The 19,879-nt window shown below is 64.9% G+C and carries 19 protein-coding genes; 9 read left to right on the top strand and 10 right to left on the bottom strand.

The features are described 5' to 3' along the window. The first annotated feature begins 46 nt into the window (after positions 1 to 46). A complete protein-coding gene (locus R2770_16730) occupies positions 47 to 688 on the top strand; it encodes a hypothetical protein (GenBank protein ID MEZ5282107.1) in 642 nt (213 codons plus the stop codon). Continuing rightward, complete coding sequence (locus R2770_16725; GenBank protein MEZ5282106.1) at positions 685 to 2,382, top strand: hypothetical protein; 1,698 nt, start codon at positions 685 to 687, stop codon at positions 2,380 to 2,382. The genes R2770_16730 and R2770_16725 overlap by 4 nt, the downstream gene beginning before the upstream one ends. Here the strand turns inward: R2770_16725 and R2770_16720 are convergent, their stop codons facing one another. Together R2770_16720 and R2770_16715 are read right to left on the bottom strand one after the other, a co-directional pair. Then, a complete protein-coding gene (locus R2770_16720; protein MEZ5282105.1) occupies positions 2,383 to 3,573 on the bottom strand; it encodes an MFS transporter in 1,191 nt (396 codons plus the stop codon). Then, entirely contained in the window at positions 3,570 to 4,580 is a 1,011-nt protein-coding gene (locus R2770_16715) for an L-threonylcarbamoyladenylate synthase (GenBank protein MEZ5282104.1), read from the bottom strand. Before R2770_16715 ends, R2770_16720 begins: the two co-directional genes overlap by 4 nt. An 80-nt stretch (positions 4,581 to 4,660) precedes the next feature. Here R2770_16715 and R2770_16710 point away from each other — a divergent pair, with 80 nt between their 5' ends. Further along, on the top strand, positions 4,661 to 5,191 hold the full coding sequence (locus R2770_16710; GenBank protein ID MEZ5282103.1) for a hypothetical protein: 531 nt from the start codon (positions 4,661 to 4,663) through the stop codon (positions 5,189 to 5,191). Between the two features lie 41 nt (positions 5,192 to 5,232). Here R2770_16710 and R2770_16705 read toward each other — a convergent pair whose 3' ends face one another. Beyond that, entirely contained in the window at positions 5,233 to 6,498 is a 1,266-nt protein-coding gene (locus tag R2770_16705) for an acyl-CoA dehydrogenase family protein (GenBank protein MEZ5282102.1), read from the bottom strand. A 102-nt stretch (positions 6,499 to 6,600) separates the two neighbouring features. Between R2770_16705 and R2770_16700 the strand changes: the two genes are divergently transcribed. Further along, positions 6,601 to 7,704, top strand: coding sequence for an acyl-CoA dehydrogenase family protein (locus tag R2770_16700; protein ID MEZ5282101.1), 1,104 nt, complete (start codon positions 6,601 to 6,603; stop codon positions 7,702 to 7,704). A gap of 3 nt (positions 7,705 to 7,707) precedes the next feature. On the opposite strand, the gene R2770_16695 is transcribed toward R2770_16700, so the two are convergent. Then, the gene (locus tag R2770_16695; protein MEZ5282100.1) at positions 7,708 to 8,475 is read right to left on the bottom strand and encodes a methyltransferase domain-containing protein; all 768 of its coding nucleotides are present in this window, start codon (positions 8,473 to 8,475) and stop codon (positions 7,708 to 7,710) included. Between the two features lie 70 nt (positions 8,476 to 8,545). Here R2770_16695 and R2770_16690 point away from each other — a divergent pair, with 70 nt between their 5' ends. Beyond that, positions 8,546 to 9,646 carry a TauD/TfdA family dioxygenase gene (locus R2770_16690; protein MEZ5282099.1) on the top strand — a complete coding sequence of 367 codons (1,101 nt, stop codon included), beginning with the start codon at positions 8,546 to 8,548 and terminating at the stop codon, positions 9,644 to 9,646. Here R2770_16690 and R2770_16685 read toward each other — a convergent pair. Next, positions 9,627 to 11,882 carry a xanthine dehydrogenase family protein molybdopterin-binding subunit gene (locus R2770_16685; protein ID MEZ5282098.1) on the bottom strand — a complete coding sequence of 752 codons (2,256 nt, stop codon included), beginning with the start codon at positions 11,880 to 11,882 and terminating at the stop codon, positions 9,627 to 9,629. The genes R2770_16690 and R2770_16685 overlap by 20 nt on opposite strands. A 107-nt stretch (positions 11,883 to 11,989) precedes the next feature. On the opposite strand from R2770_16685, the gene R2770_16680 reads away from it, so the two are divergent. Beyond that, positions 11,990 to 13,072, top strand: a complete 1,083-nt coding sequence (locus tag R2770_16680; protein ID MEZ5282097.1) for a hypothetical protein — start codon at positions 11,990 to 11,992, stop codon at positions 13,070 to 13,072. 21 nt (positions 13,073 to 13,093) lie between these two features. Then, on the top strand, positions 13,094 to 14,587 hold the full coding sequence (locus tag R2770_16675) for an FMN-binding glutamate synthase family protein (protein MEZ5282096.1): 1,494 nt from the start codon (positions 13,094 to 13,096) through the stop codon (positions 14,585 to 14,587). Positions 14,588 to 14,602: 15 nt separating this feature from the next. Here R2770_16675 and R2770_16670 read toward each other — a convergent pair whose 3' ends face one another. Next, entirely contained in the window at positions 14,603 to 15,469 is an 867-nt protein-coding gene (locus R2770_16670; protein MEZ5282095.1) for a hypothetical protein, read from the bottom strand. 23 nt (positions 15,470 to 15,492) lie between these two features. On the opposite strand from R2770_16670, the gene R2770_16665 reads away from it, so the two are divergent. Next, entirely contained in the window at positions 15,493 to 16,605 is a 1,113-nt protein-coding gene (locus tag R2770_16665; protein MEZ5282094.1) for a DUF2786 domain-containing protein, read from the top strand. On the opposite strand, the gene R2770_16660 is transcribed toward R2770_16665, so the two are convergent. Together R2770_16660 and R2770_16655 are read right to left on the bottom strand one after the other, a co-directional pair. After that, complete coding sequence (locus tag R2770_16660; protein ID MEZ5282093.1) at positions 16,574 to 17,404, bottom strand: MFS transporter; 831 nt, start codon at positions 17,402 to 17,404, stop codon at positions 16,574 to 16,576. The genes R2770_16665 and R2770_16660 overlap by 32 nt on opposite strands. Then, positions 17,389 to 17,865, bottom strand: a complete 477-nt coding sequence (locus R2770_16655) for an MFS transporter (GenBank protein ID MEZ5282092.1) — start codon at positions 17,863 to 17,865, stop codon at positions 17,389 to 17,391. Before R2770_16655 ends, R2770_16660 begins: the two co-directional genes overlap by 16 nt. A 100-nt stretch (positions 17,866 to 17,965) precedes the next feature. Here R2770_16655 and R2770_16650 point away from each other — a divergent pair, with 100 nt between their 5' ends. Further along, positions 17,966 to 18,538 carry a hypothetical protein gene (locus R2770_16650; protein MEZ5282091.1) on the top strand — a complete coding sequence of 191 codons (573 nt, stop codon included), beginning with the start codon at positions 17,966 to 17,968 and terminating at the stop codon, positions 18,536 to 18,538. Between the two features lie 18 nt (positions 18,539 to 18,556). On the opposite strand, the gene R2770_16645 is transcribed toward R2770_16650, so the two are convergent. Continuing rightward, positions 18,557 to 19,324: a hypothetical protein gene (locus tag R2770_16645; GenBank protein ID MEZ5282090.1), complete on the bottom strand. Its 768-nt coding sequence runs from the start codon at positions 19,322 to 19,324 to the stop codon at positions 18,557 to 18,559. Positions 19,325 to 19,372: 48 nt separating this feature from the next. Continuing rightward, on the bottom strand, positions 19,373 to 19,864 hold the full coding sequence (locus tag R2770_16640; GenBank protein MEZ5282089.1) for a hypothetical protein: 492 nt from the start codon (positions 19,862 to 19,864) through the stop codon (positions 19,373 to 19,375). Between the last annotated feature and the right edge of the window lie 15 nt (positions 19,865 to 19,879).

Raw genomic sequence — 19,879 nt, 5'->3', positions numbered from 1 at the left:
GGCCCGTTGACGCTTCGATGACGGTCGGTTCTTACCGTCGGCTGCGATGCAGACATCTGCGACGAAATGGATCGGTCCGACCCTCATAGCTCTGGGCGTTCTGAGCGCGGTGGCCGGGATCATCGGCCTCGTGGGCCACTTCGCGTCTGATGATCAAGACGCGAACGCTGCCGTGTCGACCGAACCGCCCGACGTCGTCTCGACTACGACTCGAGAACCCACCACCACCTCGACAGGGGCCACCAGCACCAGCACCAGCACCACGACGACTGCGGCCCCCACTTCGACCACGTCCGAGCCGGCTGAGCCCCTCGACCCCCGTGCGACCGTCCAAGACTTCTTCGCGAACTGGGCCGTCGCCATCGGTGAGGCCGACGTCGAGTTCCTCCTGGCGGCTTTGCACCCGGCGGTCATCGATCGTTACGGCACCGAGCAGTGCGCTGCGTACCTCGAGCAGGTTGCCGGCCAGCCGATCGAAGTCGAGGTCGTCAGCACGTCAGAGCTGATCACCGGTGAGTTCGCCCGCGACGGCCTCACCCGAGTTATCGACGACCTGGTTCTCGTCGAAATCGCAAGGCGAGACCGAGGCGCAGAAGAAGCAGTCGTCCAGCAAACCCGGCTCGGTTTTGTCGAAGGCGAACCGCGCTGGTTCACCGACTGCGGAGAACCCCTCGAGGAGGCCCCGTGAAGCATGTATCAGCCGCATTGGTGTTGGTTGCCGTGGTGCTCTTCGCCGCGGCGCCCCACGCGATCGCGCAGCCATCGCCCGGGCCGGTGGACTGGTGTTTCGGCGTCACCCACTTCCCCGACGATCCCATCGACAACGCTCCCAGCCGCGCCGATGTCGCCTTCACGCTCGATCCGGGTTTGGCCGGCCAACAGCTGCTGATCGTGACGGATCACCCGACGCCCGACGGGTCGGTGTCAGCGGGCTCGGGAACGGTCGAGTCCGACGGCTCGGCGGAGGTGGGACTTCCTCTCTTCTCGTATGGGCCGTTGGCCCTGACTGCGGCCATGGTCGTCGAAGCGGGCATCCAGGTCGATCCCGCCGATGCCGCAACCCTGTCGGGCCCCGACGTGGTTGCCATCGACGTGTCTGGTGTCGGCCCATTCGAGGTCGACGATCAAGAGCCCGTCTGTTCAGCAGCGTCACTTACCAGAGCAACGACCACCACCACGTCGACCTCGACGTCGACCTCGACGATCCCCGAGACATCGGTTCCGGCGACGACGGTGCCTGTCACCACCGGGTCGGGCGGCGGCACCACCACAACGGGCGGCGGGTCGTCCACTGGCACGAAGGGGTTCCCGTGGACTCCGGTGGGTCTGCTGATACTGGCGCCGGTGCTCATCGGCGGGGGTGTGTTCTTCAGCAAGTACCGCCGACAGGGTTGGAACTACACCCTGAGGGTCGAAGACTGGACCTCGATCGAAGAACCCAAGGGTTCGTTTCCCTGGTACAGCGGCTTCAGTTCGATCCTGGAGACGGGCATCGTTCCCTGGGCCATAGATCTCGACCTCGAGTGCCGCCTGTACATAGTGCTGCGACTGGTGCGAAACGGCGTACCGGAAACATCCCACATAACGGTGCAGATCAACGGCGATCAAAAGGTCGGTACCACGTCTGCTGCGCCAGGTGCCAAGAGTGCAGGACTGAAGATCACCAGAGATCTGCACAAGGAGTTCGACGCCGATCAGCTGAAAAAGCTGCGTGGCAACAAGAACTCGGCTCTCGATCCCTTCGACGGCAAGTGGCTCGAGTTCGACTTCGCCAAGAAGGAACGGACCGTTGTGGTGCAGCGGCCCGTACCGCTCGAATCCGACCAGGAGGCCGAGGTTCACGGACAGCTGATCTATGCGGTGGCGGTGTTCGCCGAGCAGGCAAAGGCCACGAGCGAACTGTGGACCAAGGTCTGGTCTGAAGTCGACGGCGCGGCCGCGGCCGGGATCACGGCTCTGTCGTCTGCCGCCGGTGCCGGGTTCACAGCCGAGGGTGGGCCGGTTGCGGGCATGGCGGCATCGAAGGCCACCAGCACAGCGCTCGAAACGCTCTACAGCGCGACCAAGAAAGGGCTCCAGTCACAGCCGATTGCCTTCATCATGCCCGTCTTGTCGTCGTACTCAGGCAAGAAGATTCCGCTGTTGGATCCCCGTCCGCCTGCTCCCGGATCGGCCGGTCGCCGCACCATGGTGGCACCCGGGCTTCGCATCGCCAGCGACGAGGACTTCACGGTCAGCGACAACGACGCTCCCAACCAGTTCGAGGCCGCAGACACGATCTACCCCGAGAGTTTCGAGAACTATCCCGAACCTCCCGGCGATCTCGACTATTGGCAGTTGTGGCTCAGGTGGCGAGCCAACCTCTACATAATCAGGGGATAGTCAGTGGGTGATGTCGCGGGTCTCTCCGACGACGAACGCGAGGTGCATGATGGCCAGGAACAACACCACCGCCAAAGCGATCGCTGACGCATCGAGCCCGATCTGATCTGCTGACCAGCCGACGATGATCGGCCCGAGGACACCGCCCAGGTCCTGGAGTGAACCGAAGCCGGCCAAGAACGCGGCCCTGATGTCTGGCGGGGCCAGATCGCTCCCCATGGTCAGAAGCGTGCCGGCGCTCAATCCGTTGCCGACACCGACCACAGCTCCAGCGAGGGTTACGCCGGCGGTGCTGTCGACGGTTCCCAGCAACAACAGACCGAGGCCCATCAGCCCGAAGGCGGGAATCGTTGCGTACAGGCGGCCGAATCGGTCCATCACGTATCCAGACACCGGGAACAGCAGCAGATCGGCACCGGTGCCGACCGCAACTATCAACCCGACGGCCGTGGCCGACAGGCCCAGCTCGTCGGCGATGAGCGGGATGACGATCAGGCGCCCGCGGCGGGCAGCGATGATCAGCGCCGGGCCGATCGACGACGTGACCAGGTGTCGCCAGTATGGGCGCAGAGTCGCCAACAGGCGTCCTTCACGCTCGGCCGGCGCGGCGTCCTGGATCCGTCGCTCGTGGCCCAGGGCAGCTATGGGGATGGCACCGCAAGCGAACACCACCCCACAGATCGCGAAGGTCTTGGCGAAACCGATCTGGTCGGTTAGAACGCCTCCCAAAGGTGGTCCGATGAAGAATCCGAGGCGCGACAGGCCGCCCATCAGCGACATCGCCCGGCCCCGGAGCTGGCCTTCCACGGTCCTGGCCACATAGGCCTGGCGCGACAGTCGTATGCCGACGGTCGACATGCCAGTTGCCAGCCGGATCAAGATGAGCAGTCCGGCCACCTGTGTCAGCCCGAGCACAGCAGACAGGACGGCCATCGCCGTCACCGAGCCGACCAGCATCTTGTTCTCGCCCAACCGGCGGGTAGCCGCGCCGACCGGCAGGCCTCCGAGCGTTGCGCCAACGCCCGTCGCTGCCATCACGAGCGACAGGGTCGTGAACGACAGACCGATCTCCTCTAGATACAGCGGCAGGATCGGCAGCATCATGCCCATGCCGAAACTGAAGGCACCCCACGGCAGATAGACGGGCAGGATCAGGCGGCGTAGAGACGTTGCCGTCGACTCGCTGGTCATCGGCCCAAGACTCTGCCCGACGCCGCCCTGGTGATGCGATCATCGAGCGCTGCCCCGAGACCGGGAAGACCGGTCAACTCGATGACGATGAGGTCGTGTCCGCGCCGATCGCACTCACGCAGCTTGCTGTAGAGATCCCTTGCCACCTGATCGAGGTCTTCCCTGGCGCCCAACGCCACTGTTGTCCAACCCTCGAGGGGTTCCAGGGCGTGCTCGGAATAGGTCAACAGGCAGGGCCTTTCGCCAGAGTCGAGGCCCTTGGGATTGGCGCCGGCTTGCATGGCGACGGTGCGGGTCGCGGGCGAATAGTGCTTCAGCATCCTGCCCGGACTGGCCGAGGCGTCGTCGTCTCTCACCGCCGACGAGACACGGCCGATTCGGGGTACCCCGAGTCGCAGCCGCTCGGCTGTCAGCGCCCCGTGCCGCAGAATGATCACGTCCGAGCCATCGACCCTCACTACGGTCGATTCGATGCCTGCGCTGGCGGGGCCCCCGTCGAGGATCAGGTCGACGCTGTCACCGAGATCGTCTTCGACATGGTCGGCTGTGGTCGCGCTGACGTAGCTGAAACGATTGGCGCTGGGAGCCGCAAGCGGCTCGGCCACCACGTCCAGCAGTGAAGCTGCCAGCCAATGATCGGGGGCCCGCAGCGCCACATCAGGCAACCCCGATGTCACTGCCGAGGGAACCGCAGGTCCCTTTTTCATGACAATGGTCAGCGGGCCGGGCCAGAACGCGTCGATCAACTCTCGGGCCAGTGCCGGCACGTCGGCAACCAGATCGGTGAGATCCCACTGGGGTCTGACATGAACGATCAAGGGATCGTCGGGCGGGCGCCCCTTGGCCGCGAAAATCTTCCTGATGGCGCGTTCGTCCAGCGCCAAGGCACCAAGGCCATAGACGGTCTCGGTCGGGAAGGCGACCAAGCCACCCGCCCGCAATATCTGCGCTGCCTCGACGTAGGCGTTTGTGTTGTCGCCCTCCGGGTCGAGTCGCAGCCTTTGCACCGAGCCAGCCTATTGCCCGATCCGCTGAGGAGCCGTTTCCGGGGTCGGCTAGCGTGAAGGCCCAGCGACTTGGGGGTCACATGTCTGAACGTCCGTCATATCTCGGCTTGCTCAACGCCATTGCCGTCGCCGAAGGCCAAGCCGAGCAGTTCCTCAACTATTGGGCAGCCACCACCCCCAACGACGCTGTTCGCAAGGTCATCGCCACCGTGGCGCTGCGCGAAGGCGAACACGCAAAGGCATTCGAGAAGCGGATCTGCGAACTCGGCTACGAGATGAGGCCCGGCGAAGCCGACGACGAAAAGCTCGAGATCGCCGCGTCCGCCGAACTGACCGACCGCCAGAAGTTCGAGCGACTCGGCCTGGGCGAACGCAACGACGGACCCGACGTGTTCTCGCGGATGTTCGACGACAAGACCATCGACATCCAGACCGGGGCGTTGCTGGGCCGCTACATCGCCGAAGAGCGCGACTCGGGTCGCCTGCTGGCCGACTGCTACGAGCAGCTGTGCGAGTGCGAGCCCGAATCCGACGACGACGCCGTGCTCGACGACGTAGTCGCCCGTCTCGAACGCATCGAGAAGAAGATCCGCAAGCTCTCCAAGCGCTGACCCACGCCTCCGGGTGAGCTATCGCACAGCCTCCGGGTGAGCTATCGCACACCCTTCGGCTTCTGCTGCGACATGTAGCCGAACATGTAGCCGGCCACCCTCCTCATCTGGATCTCGTCAGCGCCCTCGGTGATCCGGTACCGGCGATGGTGGCGATAGATGTGTTCGAAGGGCTTGTGGCGTGAATACCCCAAACCCCCGTGCACCTGCATCGCCTGGTCGGCGGCATCGCAACACAGACGGTTCGCCTGGTAGTTGCACATCGACACCTTGTCCGAGGCCATGAAGGCCCCCTCGGTGTCCATGATCCAGGCCGTCTTGTGGATCAACGCCCGCAACATCTCGGCACGAGCCTGCAACTCGACCAGCGGGAACTGGATGCCCTGGTTGGTCGACAGAGCCTTGCCGAACGGCTTGCGCTGCATCGCGTATTCGACCGCCTCGTCGATGCAGAACTGGGCCGCCCCCAGGCTGGAGGCCGCCTGGCGTATGCGATTCTCGTTGAAGAAGTGCTGAACGACCTGCAGGCCTCGACCCTCACCGCCGAAGATCGCAGCGTCGGAAACCCTGACATCGGTGAGCCTCACATGGGCGTGGTCGCTTGGCATGTTGAACGTCCACAGGTACTCGACCACCTCGAAACCGTCGCTGTTGGCAGGAACCAGGAAACAGGTGATCCCGTCACCATCGCCGGGCTTGCCGCTGGTGCGGGCAAAGATCAGATCGTGGCTGGCCTTGTGGATGCCGGTGTTCCAGGTCTTCTCCCCGTTGATGATCCACTCATCACCGTCACGAACCGCCACGGTCTCCATGTGGGTGGCGTCCGAGCCGTGCTCGGGCTCGGTGATGCCGAACGCAAAACCTCGCCGACCTTCGGCGAGATCGTCGATCCATTCGGCCTTCTGCTCGTCGGTGCCATAGGCGATCATCAGCAACAGGCCGACGTTGTTGCCCACGATCGAGTGCTCGTTCTGCAGATCGTTGTGCAGGCCCAGACCCTTGCGGGCCAGGTGTTCGCGGATGAGAGCCATACCCAGGTTGGTTCCGTTCATGCCCCCGTACTCCTCGGAGACCGGGTAGCGATAGAAGCCAGCCTCGTCGGCCATCCGCTTGACCTTGTGCAACAGCGCTTCCCATTCCTCGTTGGGCAGGCCGCCGCGATCCCAGTCAGTGCGGGCATCTTCGCGTCGGTGATCGAAGAAGCGGATGTTGTCGTCGGAGCGCTCTAGGGGCTTGATCTGAGACTCTATGAACTCGTCGAGCCTGTCGAGCAGGTCCTGGATGTCTGAGGGGATGTTGAAGTCCACGGAAGCTCCTCGCTGCATTCACCGGCTCTTGCGACCCTAGCCAGCTCGGGCTGTCGGTCTGAAGTTCGTCGGGTCGGATGTGCCCGACTAGCGTCGAATCCCATGATCGCAGTCGACGAGTTCCGCCGGCAGGCCCGCAGCTGGATCGCCCAGAACAAGTCTTCGGCCCCACCCGACTGGGGTGCGATCATGCCTCCCGAACGACGCGAACAGGGTATGCAGTGGCAAAGCCGCCTGTTCGAGGCCGGGTATGCGGGCATTCACTGGCCCGTCGAGTACGGCGGCCGCGGTCTCAGTGTGGCGCACCACACAGCGTGGGCCGAAGAGTGCCAGTCTGCGGGTGTGCCGTCGATCCTGAACATGGTGGGTCTGGTTCTGGCTGCGGGTGCTCTCATGGGTTTCGGTACCGAAGCACAGAGGCAGGCTCACCTACCCGAGACCGTTCGCGGTCAGCGGGTTTGGTGCCAGCTGTTCTCCGAACCAGGGGCCGGGTCAGATCTGGCCTCCTTGTCGACCAAAGCCGAACGCGACGGCGACACATGGGTCGTCAACGGCCAGAAGGTCTGGTGTTCGGGCGGCAGAGCCTCAGACTGGGGCATCCTGTTGGCCCGCACCGAACCCGACGCCCGCAAACACGAAGGAATCTCGTTCTTCGTGATCGACATGCACTCGCCCGGCGTCGAGGTGCGGCCGCTCAAGCAGATGACCGGCGAGGCCGAATTCGACGAGGTCTTCTTCACCGACGTTCACCTGCCGGCCGATGCGCTGATAGGAGACCGCGGTCAAGGCTGGATGATCGCCATGGCAACGCTCACGAACGAACGCGGGCACATCGGCGGTTCCGGAAAGGCGATTCAGCGAGCCCTCGACGAGCTGTTGGCCGATGGTCGCCGGCTCGACCCGGTCAAGCGTGATCGGCTGATGGCGTTGTACGCGGCCGGGCGTGCGTACCTGCTGATGGCCGAGCGGCAGGGTTCACAAGCCTCGGCTGCATCATCGCTGGGCAAGCTTGCGATGACCCTGTTTCGGTTCGACCTGGCAGAGTTTCGCGCCGATGCCGAAGGGCCCCAGGCGATGCTCGACGGTGCCGGTTCGAGGGGCCTCATGGCCGCGCCCGGCGGGTGGTTCGGTGGGGGAACCAGTCAGGTGCAAAGAAACATCATCGGAGAGAGAATCCTGGGCCTGCCGCGCGAGCCCAGGCCCTGACCGCTAGTTGCGACGCACGAACCACACCTGCTCGGAAGGGTAGTGGCGGGCCCAAACAGCCGGCGTCTCGTAGTGGGTGCCCGACGCGTCGGCCGGGGCGCGCAGTTCGAGATAGTTCTCGACGGTGAAGCCCGACGATCTGAACAGCTCGAACCACGCTGAGATCGGCAGGTTGAACTCGATGCCGCCTGGGTCGACCTCGGCCTCGGTCCAGTCGACCTCGCCCAGCTCGAAGTAGCTGCGATGCAGCCGATGGTCGGTGGCAGATCCGTCTGGCGGAATGCACACGATCGCCAGCGGGGAGTTGCCCAGCATCACCAAACGACCGCCAGGCCGGAGCAGGCGCGCCGCCTCGGGAACCCAGACCCTGGGATCGCACCAGATAGCGGCACCGTATTCGCTGATCGCGAAGTCGTAGCTCTGATCGGGCTTGTCGACCTCTTCGGCATTTCCGTGGATCCACTCGATGTCGGTGATTTCGTGCTCGGAAGCCAATCGTGCCGCTGTGGCCAGCTGCTTCGCCGAGTTGTCGATGGCGGTGACCGTGGCCCCTCGCCTGTGCATCCACGCCGATACATATCCGGTGCCACATCCCAGCTCGATCGCTCGAAGGCCGGTCATGTCGTCGGGCAGCAGTGGCGCATCGGCCTGAGGAACGGCCCAGATGCCCCACGTGGGCTCCGACGCAGCCCAGGCACGCTCGCCCATCTCGACCCACTGGTCCGCGCTGGCGTCCCAGTGCCTTCTGTTCTCTGCGACGTGGCGTTTCATGTACCTGGCTTTCTGAATCGGTCTGGCTGTGGCCATTGTGCGCCAGCCGATGAGGCAGACTCGGGGAATTATGGATATCGACGTCACCGACACGGGCGTAGACGTCGTCGGTCGGGCCCGGTCGGCTCATCTCGACTGGGGATGGCTGCTCGACCACAGCGACGACCCGGCCAGCGTCGACGCTGCGACCGGTCAGAGGAAGGGCCAAACCTTCGGCGCAGAGACCCCGCCGGCACCAGCGGTGACCATCGACGCGCAACGGGTGTCGCTCGAGTGGCCCAACCGGATCACCTCGGTGTCGTTGGGGCTGATCGCCTCGGTTGTCGACCTTCCTGAGCCACAGCCCGGCAACAAGGACATCACCGCCATCGGTCAGCACGGGGCGCACCTGTGGGACGGCGCGCGGCCAACGTCCGTCGAAGCGGTCGGCTTCGCAGGCCTGGTCGACGGCAGCGAGTTGGGTCGATTCGTCGGTGGTTTGCAACAGCGCGGGTTCGCCGTCGTAGAGGACGTTCCCCTGGGACGGCAGGGCGTCGAAGCCGTTGCCGAACGCATCGGCTATGTGCGGCGGACCATATTCGGCGATGTGTGGGAGCTGGCCGCTGATGTATCGGGCCATGCCGACAGCGCCTATTCGCAGGTGTTCCTGGGGCCACACACCGACGCGACCTACATGCACGACGCCCCGGGCTTGCAACTGTTCGTGTGCCAGGAATGGGCCGCCCAGGGCGGACGCACGATCTTGACCGACGGTTTCGCGGCAGCCGAGCGGATCTGGTCGAGCGCCCCCGAGCAAGCAAGTCTGCTGGCCAACAACGACGTGGTCGGGCGCTATGTCGAACCCGGGGTTTATCTGCAGGCGGCAAGGCCTGCGCTGCGGCTGGACCGGTTCGGCCAACTGGTGCAGGTGAGCTACAACAACTACGACCGCGCGGCCTTCCACCTGGGTGACTCAGACCACCGTTTCCGGCTGGCCTACGCAGCGCTGGCACGCGAGGTGGACGATCAGGCTCACTGGATCACGCTCGATTGGGCGCCTGGCCGCGCTCTGGTGTTCGACAACTGGCGCGTGCTGCACGCCAGAGAACAGTTCAGTGGAATCAGGCGTTTTCTGGGCGCCTACCTGAACCACGAAGATCTCGAGAGCGCCGTCAGGCTGAACCTGACCTGATCGCCTGCCATATCGATTCCGGGGTCAGCGGCAGGTCGATGTGTTCGATGCCGAGGTGGGCCAACGCGTCGCAGACCGCATTATGAACCGCTGCGGTAGCTCCGTTGCAGCCGTTCTCGCCTATGCCCTTGGTGCCCAGTCGGTTGCGGTCGGTCGGGGTGCACAGCGTCGACGTCGAAACGAAGGGCACCTCTGCGGCCGAGGGCAGACCATAGGTCGCGAAGTACGCGTTCTGTGGTGTCCCCTCGGCGTCGTATCCGAGGTTCTCCCACAGCGCCTGGCCAATGCCGGCGACCGACCCTCCGTGTTGTTGCCCCTCGACCAACTCCGGTTGCAACACCACCCCACAGTCGTCGACCGCTGCGTGGGCCAGCAGCCTCACCAGCCCCGTTTCCAGGTCGACCTCGACCACCGATGCATGTGTTCCGTAGGGGTGAGCCTCGCCCGCGGCAGCGTCCGACCGCAGAGCTTGGATGCAGCGGTTGGTGCCGCGCTGCGCGATGTCGGCCCAGCTGACGCGACGGGCCGGAACCCCGGCCACCGACAAGCCAGCAGGCCCCGACTCGTCGGCGGGCGACACGACGATGTCGTCGGCCGAGGCCTCCAGCATTGTCGCTGCGATGTGACGGGCCATGTCCAACACGTCATCTGTTGCGTTGGCCAGTGCCGTGCCCAACACCTGTGTGGCCCGCGAGCCGCCGGTCGTCAGCGCCTGGGGAACGGCATCGCTGTCCGAGTCGACGAAGTCGACGTCCTCAGGACCCAGGCCCAGGGCATCGGCTACCAGGCTGGTCATCGTCGTCAAGTGCCCTTGGCCGTGTGAGGCGCTGCCGCACTGAACCAATGCTCGGCCGTCTGAGGTGATGGTCACCCGGGCCGAGTCGACAGGACTGCCGCGTCCCGATGTCTGGGCATAACAGGCGACCCCCACGCCGATGGCGTTGCTGTTGTTGGCGGCCCTTCTAAGCGATTGTTCGTCGCGCCAGCGACCCAGATCGACCAGATCGAGCGCTGCCTCCAGCGCCCTGTGAGGGTCGGCGACGTCATAGTGCACCCCGCCCGGCGCAGTGTGTGGAAGCTCGTCGGACCTCAGCAGGTTCCGTCGGCGCAGGCCTATCGGATCGATACCCAGACGGCGGGCTGCCACGTCGATGATGCGCTCACGGGCATGGTTGGCCTCGGGCTGCCCAGCACCTCGGTAGGCGCCCACCGGTGTGGTGTTCGTCAACGCAGCGACGCTGTTCCAGTGCAGATTCGGTATCCGGTACAACCCGGTCGCCTGGCGCATCATCGACACCATCAGCAGGCCGGACATGTGGGCTGTGGATCCGGCATCAACGACCATGTCGACCGACAGCGAATGGATGCTGCCGTCAGTTCCGAGGCCGAGCTTCACCCGGCTGTGGGTGTCGCGGCCGGCCACCATCGAGGTCAGGTTCTCCCACCGCGACTGCACGTGACGAACAGGTCGACCTAGTTCGATAGCCGCCTTCGCTACCGCTACGAACTCGATCGGCAGTGATGCCCGCCCGCCAAAGCCGCCGCCGACCGCTGGCGACCGCACCCGAATCCGAGATGGCTCCAGGCCCAGGCCGCGGGCCAGCTCGTCGCGAATTTCGTGCACTCCCTGCGAGGTGCACCAGATGTCCAAACCTCCCGATGTGGTCGGTCGCACGATGATTGCGTCGGGCTCCATCGGGGCAGAGGCGACCCGGTTGTTGCGAACGTCTACTTCCACGACCACAGAGCTCGCGGCGGTGGTGTGGTGCTCGTCGGCGGTATCGGACTTCGGCGACAGCGCCGTGGTGAACACCAGATTCGAACCAGATTCGGGATAGATGGGTTCGGCGTCCAGTGCACCACCAGGATCGACGATGGGGTCCAGGGGGTCTGTCTCGACCACCACCAGCTCGGCGGCGTCCTGGGCCTGCGCCACCGACTCGGCGACGACCATCGCCACCGCCTCGCCGACATGGCGAACGCGATCGGCGGCCAGGGGATGTCGCGCCTGGCCCTCGTCGAGCGTTCCGAAATGGACGAACGGCCCGAGGCCCAGGGTGTCAGCGGTGTACACGGCGGCCACACCGGGTTGGCCCTCAGCCTCTCCGACGTCGACCCCGGCCAAGGAACCATGTGCGATCTGCGAGCGCACGAACACGACCTCGAGCCCATCGAACGCCAGATCGGCGGTGAAGGCCCTGGTGCCGGCCAACAGCTCCCAGTCTTCGATTCTCAATCCGGCGAACCTCCCCTCTCGGTTCTCAAGCTAGGCGATTGCCACTAGCGCAGTCACATTGATTGAAAAGTATTGAAAAGGACTAGCAAGGCAGTTAGGTTGCTGTCGTGACCAAGGTTTCCGGGGAACCCGACGTGATGCGAACCACGGCTGCGCGGTGGACGGCGGACACCGAACGTCTCGCGAGGTCGGCGGCGTCGTTGTCTGAGGTCACCAGCCTGGTCAACTGGCGCTGCAGTGGCGTGGCCCTGGCCGACCCGGCCGAAGCGCTCCGGTCCATCTGTCGTCGCTGGGCTGACTTGGCGGCGACGATGGCTCGCGTCGCGGACGAAATGGCCAGCGCAGACTCAGACAACATGTCCAGGATCGTTGCCGGCGGGGTCACAACGGCCGCCGACGCCATGTGGCTCGGCGAGCACCTCGGCTTGTTCGATTCCGACATCGAAGACATCGCCGTCGCCGCCCTGGGTCTGGCAGCGCTGGGCGCCGACCTCGACTCGGCACGCGATCGGGTCCGCTCGGGCGGTGCCGAGGGCCAAACCGACGGGGTGGTCTCTCTGGAAGATCTTCGGTCTATGGCGAGCTCAGATCTGTTCACCGCCGAGCAGCGCAATATCGCGGGCCGTGTGCTGGCGTTCGTGGGCGACGACGACAGCCGTGCCGAACAGCTGGGCCTGAAGGGGGACGGCGGTTTAGGCTGGGCCGAGCTCGGCGGCATGGCCTTATCGGCCGCAGGGTTTGTGCCGGTGTTGGGCGATGCCATCGACGCCGGCTTCGTTGCTTATTACGTGGCGAAGGGTGATTGGGTCAACGCAGCATCACACGCCGTGGGGTTGGTGCCGCTGCCGGGCGTGTCGGGCACCGGGGTCAGGGCCACCCGCGAGGCCGCGCAGCGCCTGGGGTCGACGCTGGCTGAGCGTGGAGCTCGGGGTCTGGTCAACGAGATCGCCGACGAAACAGCCGAAAGCTGGCTCCAAGACCGAGTGGTCGACGTGTCAGGCGATGTCGTGTACGCGCTGACCGGCGATGCCGAACTGGCCGAGCTTGCCGAGTTGGCCTCTGGGGTGGTGCTCGAGGGCGGTTTTCCCGAGGTTCGGACCGTCGAGGAGATCTTCGCCGACCACTACGACGACTTCTTCGACACCGCGTTGGCCCTGAGCGACGTCGGCACGGGACCTGACCGACCATGACCGGCTACCGTCGCGCTCGTGATGACGTTGCTGTTGATTCTCGCGGCGATCGTGGCGGTGCTGGCGGCCGTGGCGGTGTACGACCTGGCTCAGAGGCGCCATGCCGTGCTGCGCAACTTTCCCGTCGTGGGCCATCTGAGGTTCATCCTCGAGCGCTTTGGCCCTGAACTGCGTCAGTACATCGTCACCAGCAACGACGAGGAACGCCCGTTCAGCCGAGATCAGCGACGTTGGGTCTATTCGACGGCCAAGGACGAGAACTCGTACTTCGGCTTCGGAACCGACAATCGCTTCGAGACCGACGGTCACCTGTTCTTTCGCCATGCAGCTTTTCCAGCTCGCGAAACGACCGCAGACAGCGTGCCGGCGGCCAAGGTCTTGGGTGCTTGGCGTCAGCGTCCCGAGGCGTTCAGGCCTTCGTCGTTGACCAACATCTCGGCGATGAGTTTCGGGTCGTTGTCGGGTCCGGCCGTGCACGCCCTCAACTCCGGAGCCGCTCTCGCTCGGTGTCTGCACAACACGGGCGAAGGTGGCATCAGCGCCCACCACAGGCACGGCGGCGAACTCGTGTTCCAGATCGGTACCGGCTATTTCGGTGCGCGCGACGACCGGGGCGAGTTCAGCCTCGATGTGCTGAAACGCTCCGTCGATAGCGCGCCGGTGAAGGCGATAGAGATCAAGCTGAGCCAGGGCGCCAAGCCCGGGTTGGGTGGGGTCCTGCCCGGCGAGAAGGTGACGTCGGAGATCTCTGCGGCACGAGGTGTGCCGGTGGGAATCACGGTGCGCAGCCCGGCGTACCACTCGCAGTTCGGTGATGTTCCGTCGATGGTGGCTTTCGTCGAGGCGCTGGCCGAGGCAACGGGCCTTCCGGTCGGCATCAAGTCTGCGGTCGGAGAGGTCGCGTTCTGGGACGAGCTGGCGCGCTTCATGGCCAGCACCGGCACGGGCCCAGATTTCATCACCGTCGATGGAGGTGAAGGTGGCACTGGGGCCGCCCCGCTGGCCTTCTCAGACCATGTAGCGCTGCCATTTCGCGAAGCGTTCGCCGTGGTGTTCAGTGCCTTTGCCCGGGTCGACCTGCACAACGACGTGTTCTTCGTCGGCTCGGGCAAGCTCGGGTTTCCCGCCGAAGCTGTGTTGGCCATGTCGATGGGTGTCGACATGTTGGGAGTGGCGCGAGAGGCGATGCTGGCCGTTGGGTGCATACAAGCGCAGCGGTGCCACACCGGCCACTGCCCCACGGGTGTTGCCACCCAATCCAAGTGGCTGATGCGCGGCCTCGACCCCACCGACAAGTCGGCGCGTCTGGCCAACTACGTCACGGGCATGAACTCCGAGATTCTCAAGCTCGCACACGCAGTGGGCGAGCAGCACCCGGGCCTGGTGCATCCCGACACCATTGCCATCAGAGATGGGGGCCGGGGCCTGGTGTCGGCGGCCGAGATGTTCGGTCTCGATCCTGCTTGGTACGGCGACGAGAGGCGTGAACGCCTGCTTGCATCGCTGGCCGGTTAGCCGGCCGGGCCTGCATCAACCCAGCGCATCCGCCGCCAGCGCGAGGATCTGGTCCACGTCGACCGGTGCGGTGTCGGGGTACACAATCGCAATCTTGGCGATGGCGTCAGCGGCTCGGATCATGGTCCACGACCACACCAGAACTCGCTGGTTTCCGTCGTCGTCGAGGTAGACGACCGTAACCCGGTAGCCGAAGCCATCGGTCCCGTCTGGTAGCCGTTCGGCCTCGATGATCGTTCCTTCCAGCGTTTCCGAGTCGTACAGCGTCTCGACCCCGCGCTGTACACAGTCGTGCACTCCTTCGGCCTTCCACTGATCGAACCGCTCGTCTGCGGCCAGCGCTAGCGGCGTGGCAGCCGGAGCCTCGACCACGAACCATTCGATGGCCAGGCCGTCGGGTCCGTCGAAGGCTGCACTGGAGACGGGACCCAAGTCGCTGACGATCGTGCTGAGACCCTCACAGAACTCTGCCAGTGGCAGTTCTGAATCGACCGGTGCCTCGGTCCTGGCGATCAAGCCCCACCTCGCGTCGAGATCGTCCACAGTCATCAGAGGCCCAGCGTCGTGGTCGTCGGCGGTAGTCGACGAGGAAGAGCCTGCGTCAGACGTTTCGGTCGTCGAAGCCAACTCCGACGTTTCGGTGGTCGAGGGCTGGGCGGTGGTGGGTGTGGCGAGCGCCTCGGTCGTGCTGGTCGAACTCGCATTGGTGATGGTCGTCTGTGTATCGGTGTCCGACCCGCCGGAGCATCCGGCGAAACCAAAGGTGACGAGCCCGAAGACCACCAGTGCTGTCAGCCGCGAACCGCAATTCCTCACTACCGTGCAGTCGGCCGCGATCACCTTTTCGAAAAGGTCGCGCCGACGACCAGGCCTGGCTGTCACAGGTCGATGAGAAGCTGTTTCCCATGGCAAAGCAACCTCCAACACCAATCCGCAGCTCGGCTCACAGCGCCCTGTCGGACCTGGTCTGTGGCATCGACGCCGCGTGGGGTAAAGGGTGGGCGCCAGACGAGCTGGTGAGGGCGGCCGACAAGCTCTTCGACTCGACCAACGCTGCCGTCATGGCGACGGCGATCATTTTGCACCGCAGATCCCACCCCGCACCGGCCGGCGAAGACTGGCTCGAGCGTCTCGACCATGTCGGACGGGTCGCTCCTACCGAGCACCCCGAACGGCTCTGCGACGCGCTTGGTGTCGATGACCGAACGTTGACCCAGGTGGCCGGCAATCTCGCCAGCTGGCTGAAGGTGCTGCCGCGTATGGCCTTCGTTTGTGCCCCGCCCGGAACCATCGCAGCGGGCGCGGCACGCAGACCCAAGGCAATCGACAAGGCGAAGCTGCTCGAGCGGGTCAGGGCGTTGCTGGCCAAGGCCGAGGCCACCCAGTTTCCTCACGAGGCGCAGGCTTTCACCGCCAAGGCCCAGCAGATCATGACCAGCCACTCGATCGAGCTTGCCATGCTCGACGATCCTGCCGGCGAGGCTCCCGCTGCTCTTCGCATCTGGCACGATCCGCCATATGCCAGCGCCAAGGGCGACCTGCTCGCGTCAATCGCAGCCGCAAACGGTTGTCGCACGGTTTCCCATGGTGGTTTGGATGTGTCGACGGTCTTCGGGTTCCGTCACGATCTCGATTCGGTCGAGCTCTTGCACACGTCGCTGTTGGTGCAGGCCACGGCCGAGATGACCCAGCTCGAGACTCAGTGGCAACACGACAGGCGCCGTATCCGTTCGTTCAGGCACAGCTTCCTGATCGGCTTCGCGTCACGCATCGGTCAGCGTCTAGAACAGGCGCGCCGCCTGGCCACCGAGCAGGCTGGTGTCTCGTCTGACGCTCTGCATCCGGTGTTGGTCAGCCGCTCGCTCGCTGTCGACCGTGCCGTCGACGAGGTCTACCCGAACCTCTCCAGCAAGCGGCGGTCGCTGAGCAACTCGGCCGGCTATGTCGCCGGTACCATCGCCGCAGACCGTGCCAGCATCGGCCCTTCTACGCGGGTTGGTCGCGGACGGGCGGGCTAGGCGGCTTGGCCAGGGTGAAGAACACCACGCCGCCCAGTGCCAGGAAGCTCAAAACAACGAAGCCGGTGCGGTAGCTGCCGGTCGTGTCGGCCAGGATGCCTGCCACCAACGGCCCCAGCACCGTGCCCAGCATCACTATCAACGAGCTGACGCCCATTATCGAGCCGAAGCTGGTCGACCCGAAATAGTCGGCGCGCAGCGCCTGCATCAAGGGGCCTCGCACACCCCATGCCAGTCCGTGCAACACGACAAATGTCCAAATCCTCAGGGCACCGTTGGCGTAGGCCAGTATCAGCAGCCCCGAGGTGTGGCCAAACATCGCCAGCGACGCCAACATGCGCTTGTTGAACCGATCGCCCAGCCATCCGCCCAAGAGCATTCCCACGATCTGAACCAACGGGAGGCCACCTGCGACAAAGCTGGCCTCGGTCAACGAGTAGCCGTGCTCGGATGTCAGCAGCAAAGACAGGTGGGCCAAGACGGCACCGACGACGAACAGGGCACTCATGTGGCCCAGCGAGATGAGCCAGAACGCCTTTGTGCGCATGGCCTCCCGAGCTGTGAAATGCACATCGGTCAGGCCTTCGGCGCGCGGCTGGGTCGACGGGGTCGCCGTTTCCGGGTCTATGCCGTCGACGAAGGTACCATGCTCGGCCGGCGTTCCTTCCAGGTAGGTAGCGAGAGGCCATGCACACACCAGGTAAATGACGGCAGACCCCGCGGCAGTTCCGCGCCAGCCGAACTCCTCGATGAAGAACGCCAGGGCGGGTATCAACACGCCGCCTATGGCAAATCCCATGCTGCCAATCGACAATGCGCGAGCCGACGACGTTCGAACCACTGGACGATGGCCACCGTGACCGTGAGAAACCCACTGAGGCTGGTGCCCACCGAGATCAAGACGAAGGCGCCGAAGAACTGCCAGAGGTTCTGAACCCTGCTGAACGCCAGCAGGCCGATGGCGGCCATCACTATGCCCAGGCGGGCTACTCGTCTTGCCCCGAAGCGGTCGAGCGCCCAACCCTGAATCGGTCCCAGCAACGCCGACTCGGCGCGGTTCATCGAGTACGCGGCCGACAACGTCGACTTGCTCCAGCCGAACTGCTGCTCGAGCACAACCGCGTACTGTCCGAAACCCTGCATCACCATGCCCGAGTAGAGGGCCTGCAGCACGGCGCCAGCTCCGACCACTCGCCAGCCGCGAAAGCTGAAGATGCCCGGCTTCTTCTGGCGGGGGGCGGTGGCGCTGGCGGTTTGCACGAGATCCGACGGTAGCCCGTGCAGGCCTTGGAGCCCCAAGCGGGCGGGCAGGCGGCCTCGAGCAGGTGTAACTGTCACAGCCCCGCGGCATGCTCTGTTGGTGCAACCCAGCCCAGCGTCGGAAATCACCCCAGACTCGATCGCCCTGTGGCTGATGTCGGTCATATCGAACGCCGACGAGTTGGCGCGCGCGCTCGACGAGGCAACCATCTCCCACCTGGCCGAGGCCATACGCGACGAACAACGCCGCAGGGCCATCGAATCGGGCGATCAAGACGCGGTCATCGACAGGGCCTTCGACATAGCGTTCGGAACCGACGGCATGGCGGTGGCACCGTTCATCAGTGCCCCGTTTGTCGTATGCCCGGGTTCGATGGTCGCCAAGTCCAAGACCAACTACCGATCACGGTTCATCAACGTCGACGACTGCTGGATCTGGGAATCGGGCGAGTTGGTGCGCGAGGACAAGCGCTCCAACCCGGGCAGCGACGAGGGTTTCAAGGCTGTGGCGTTGTTGCCCGTCATCGAAGGCATGGCTCTCGACCAGGTGACCGGTCGCCAGCGCCAAGGCCAGTATCAGGCCACCAAGATCGTGTCGTACGAGATCCGTGGCGGCGAACTGGTCGAGGTCAGTCAGCGCGATATCGATGTCCGCAAGGCGCCCAGGCGATGAGGCCTCCGGCCGGTCCGCTCACAGGTCGCGGCCGCGACGCATGAGCCAGAAGCCGCCTGCGGCCGCAGCAGCGACCAGAAGCACCGCGGCCACCACGACAACAGCCGATGTGCCTCCCGCGTCGGGGCCGGTTCGCGCCATCATCGACTGGCTCGGCTGCATCGGGTCGAGGTTCCAGGTGAACCTGCTGCCGTCGACCTCGTCGGCGTTGTGCTCGATCGCTTCGCCGGGAAGCTGCACGTGGAACTGGAACTGGGCCGAATCGAACAGGCTGTCGATGGGTATGCCCGCCGAATCCTCACCCAGCAGCGAGCCGTCGGCCTCGGTCTCGATAGAGGCCTCGAACAGCCATTCGTCGCCATCCTGGGTGATGTCGACCGACGAAGTGGTGCCGTCTCCCGACTCGCTGAACATCTCGAGCAGTTCGGCCAGCTCGTCGGCATTCGCGAACTCGACCGTCGCCTTTATTCCACAGAAGCCACCCTCGTCGTACTCGTCGATTTCGGCGTTCTCGGGCACGCCGTCCATCGACAGGCCGGTGTCGCCGCAGATCTCTTCCTTGGTGGTAGGCATCAACGAGAAGCCGTCTTCTGGTGCGGCACCTTCGGCGTCGCCCATCACCGACGCCATGTCGATGATCGTTTCGTAGTCGATAGCGGTGATGAACACGGCCTGGCCCGAGCCGTCCGGTTCGACCGCTATGTCGACGTCTACCTTGAAGCAGCCGCCGAGGACCAGCATGGTCAGGGCCGCCAGGGCACAGACGCGCAAGAGGGTTTTGTTCATGCTCCTACAGTCGTCGGAACGTGGGTCGTGCTGAAGCAGCATCGCCGCTCAGCCCTCGGCATCTCCGTGGGTTCGCAACCCGGCCGCCATGGCAGCGACAAGTGGTGAACCCGGATCGATGCTGGTTCGGTGAACGGTCGATTCGGACAATGCATAGGCCATCACATCGCCCGAACCCACAACCTGTGCGATGACGTGGACCATGGGGTCGCCGGCCAACAGGCAACCGGCCAGCAGGGCACCGTTGGCTGCCGCGGCCAGGTCGTCTACCAGTTCGTCGACGTTGGTGATGCCCGGACCCACCAGAGCCAGCGAGCCGTCGGCGATGTCGAGGCCCAAGGACTCTGGGCGGGTGACGAAGAACGCCAGCCCGAGGCCCTCGGCCATCTGCTGGCCACGAGCGCCGACCAGCAGCATCACCAGGAACTGCTGTATCGCTTCGGAGTCGGACAGGTCGATGCGGAACAGGGCGCCCTCGCCGCTGACCAACCCCTCGACCATGGCATCGGCCTGGTCCTTGGCTTGTTGGGTGAACTCCATGTCGTCTCCCGCCAG

This window comes from Acidimicrobiales bacterium (genome assembly GCA_041394185.1).
Lineage (GTDB): Bacteria > Actinomycetota > Acidimicrobiia > Acidimicrobiales > Poriferisodalaceae > JAAETH01.
Note: the sequence above shows the minus strand (reverse complement) of the source record. Positions and strands in the feature narration are given on the sequence as shown.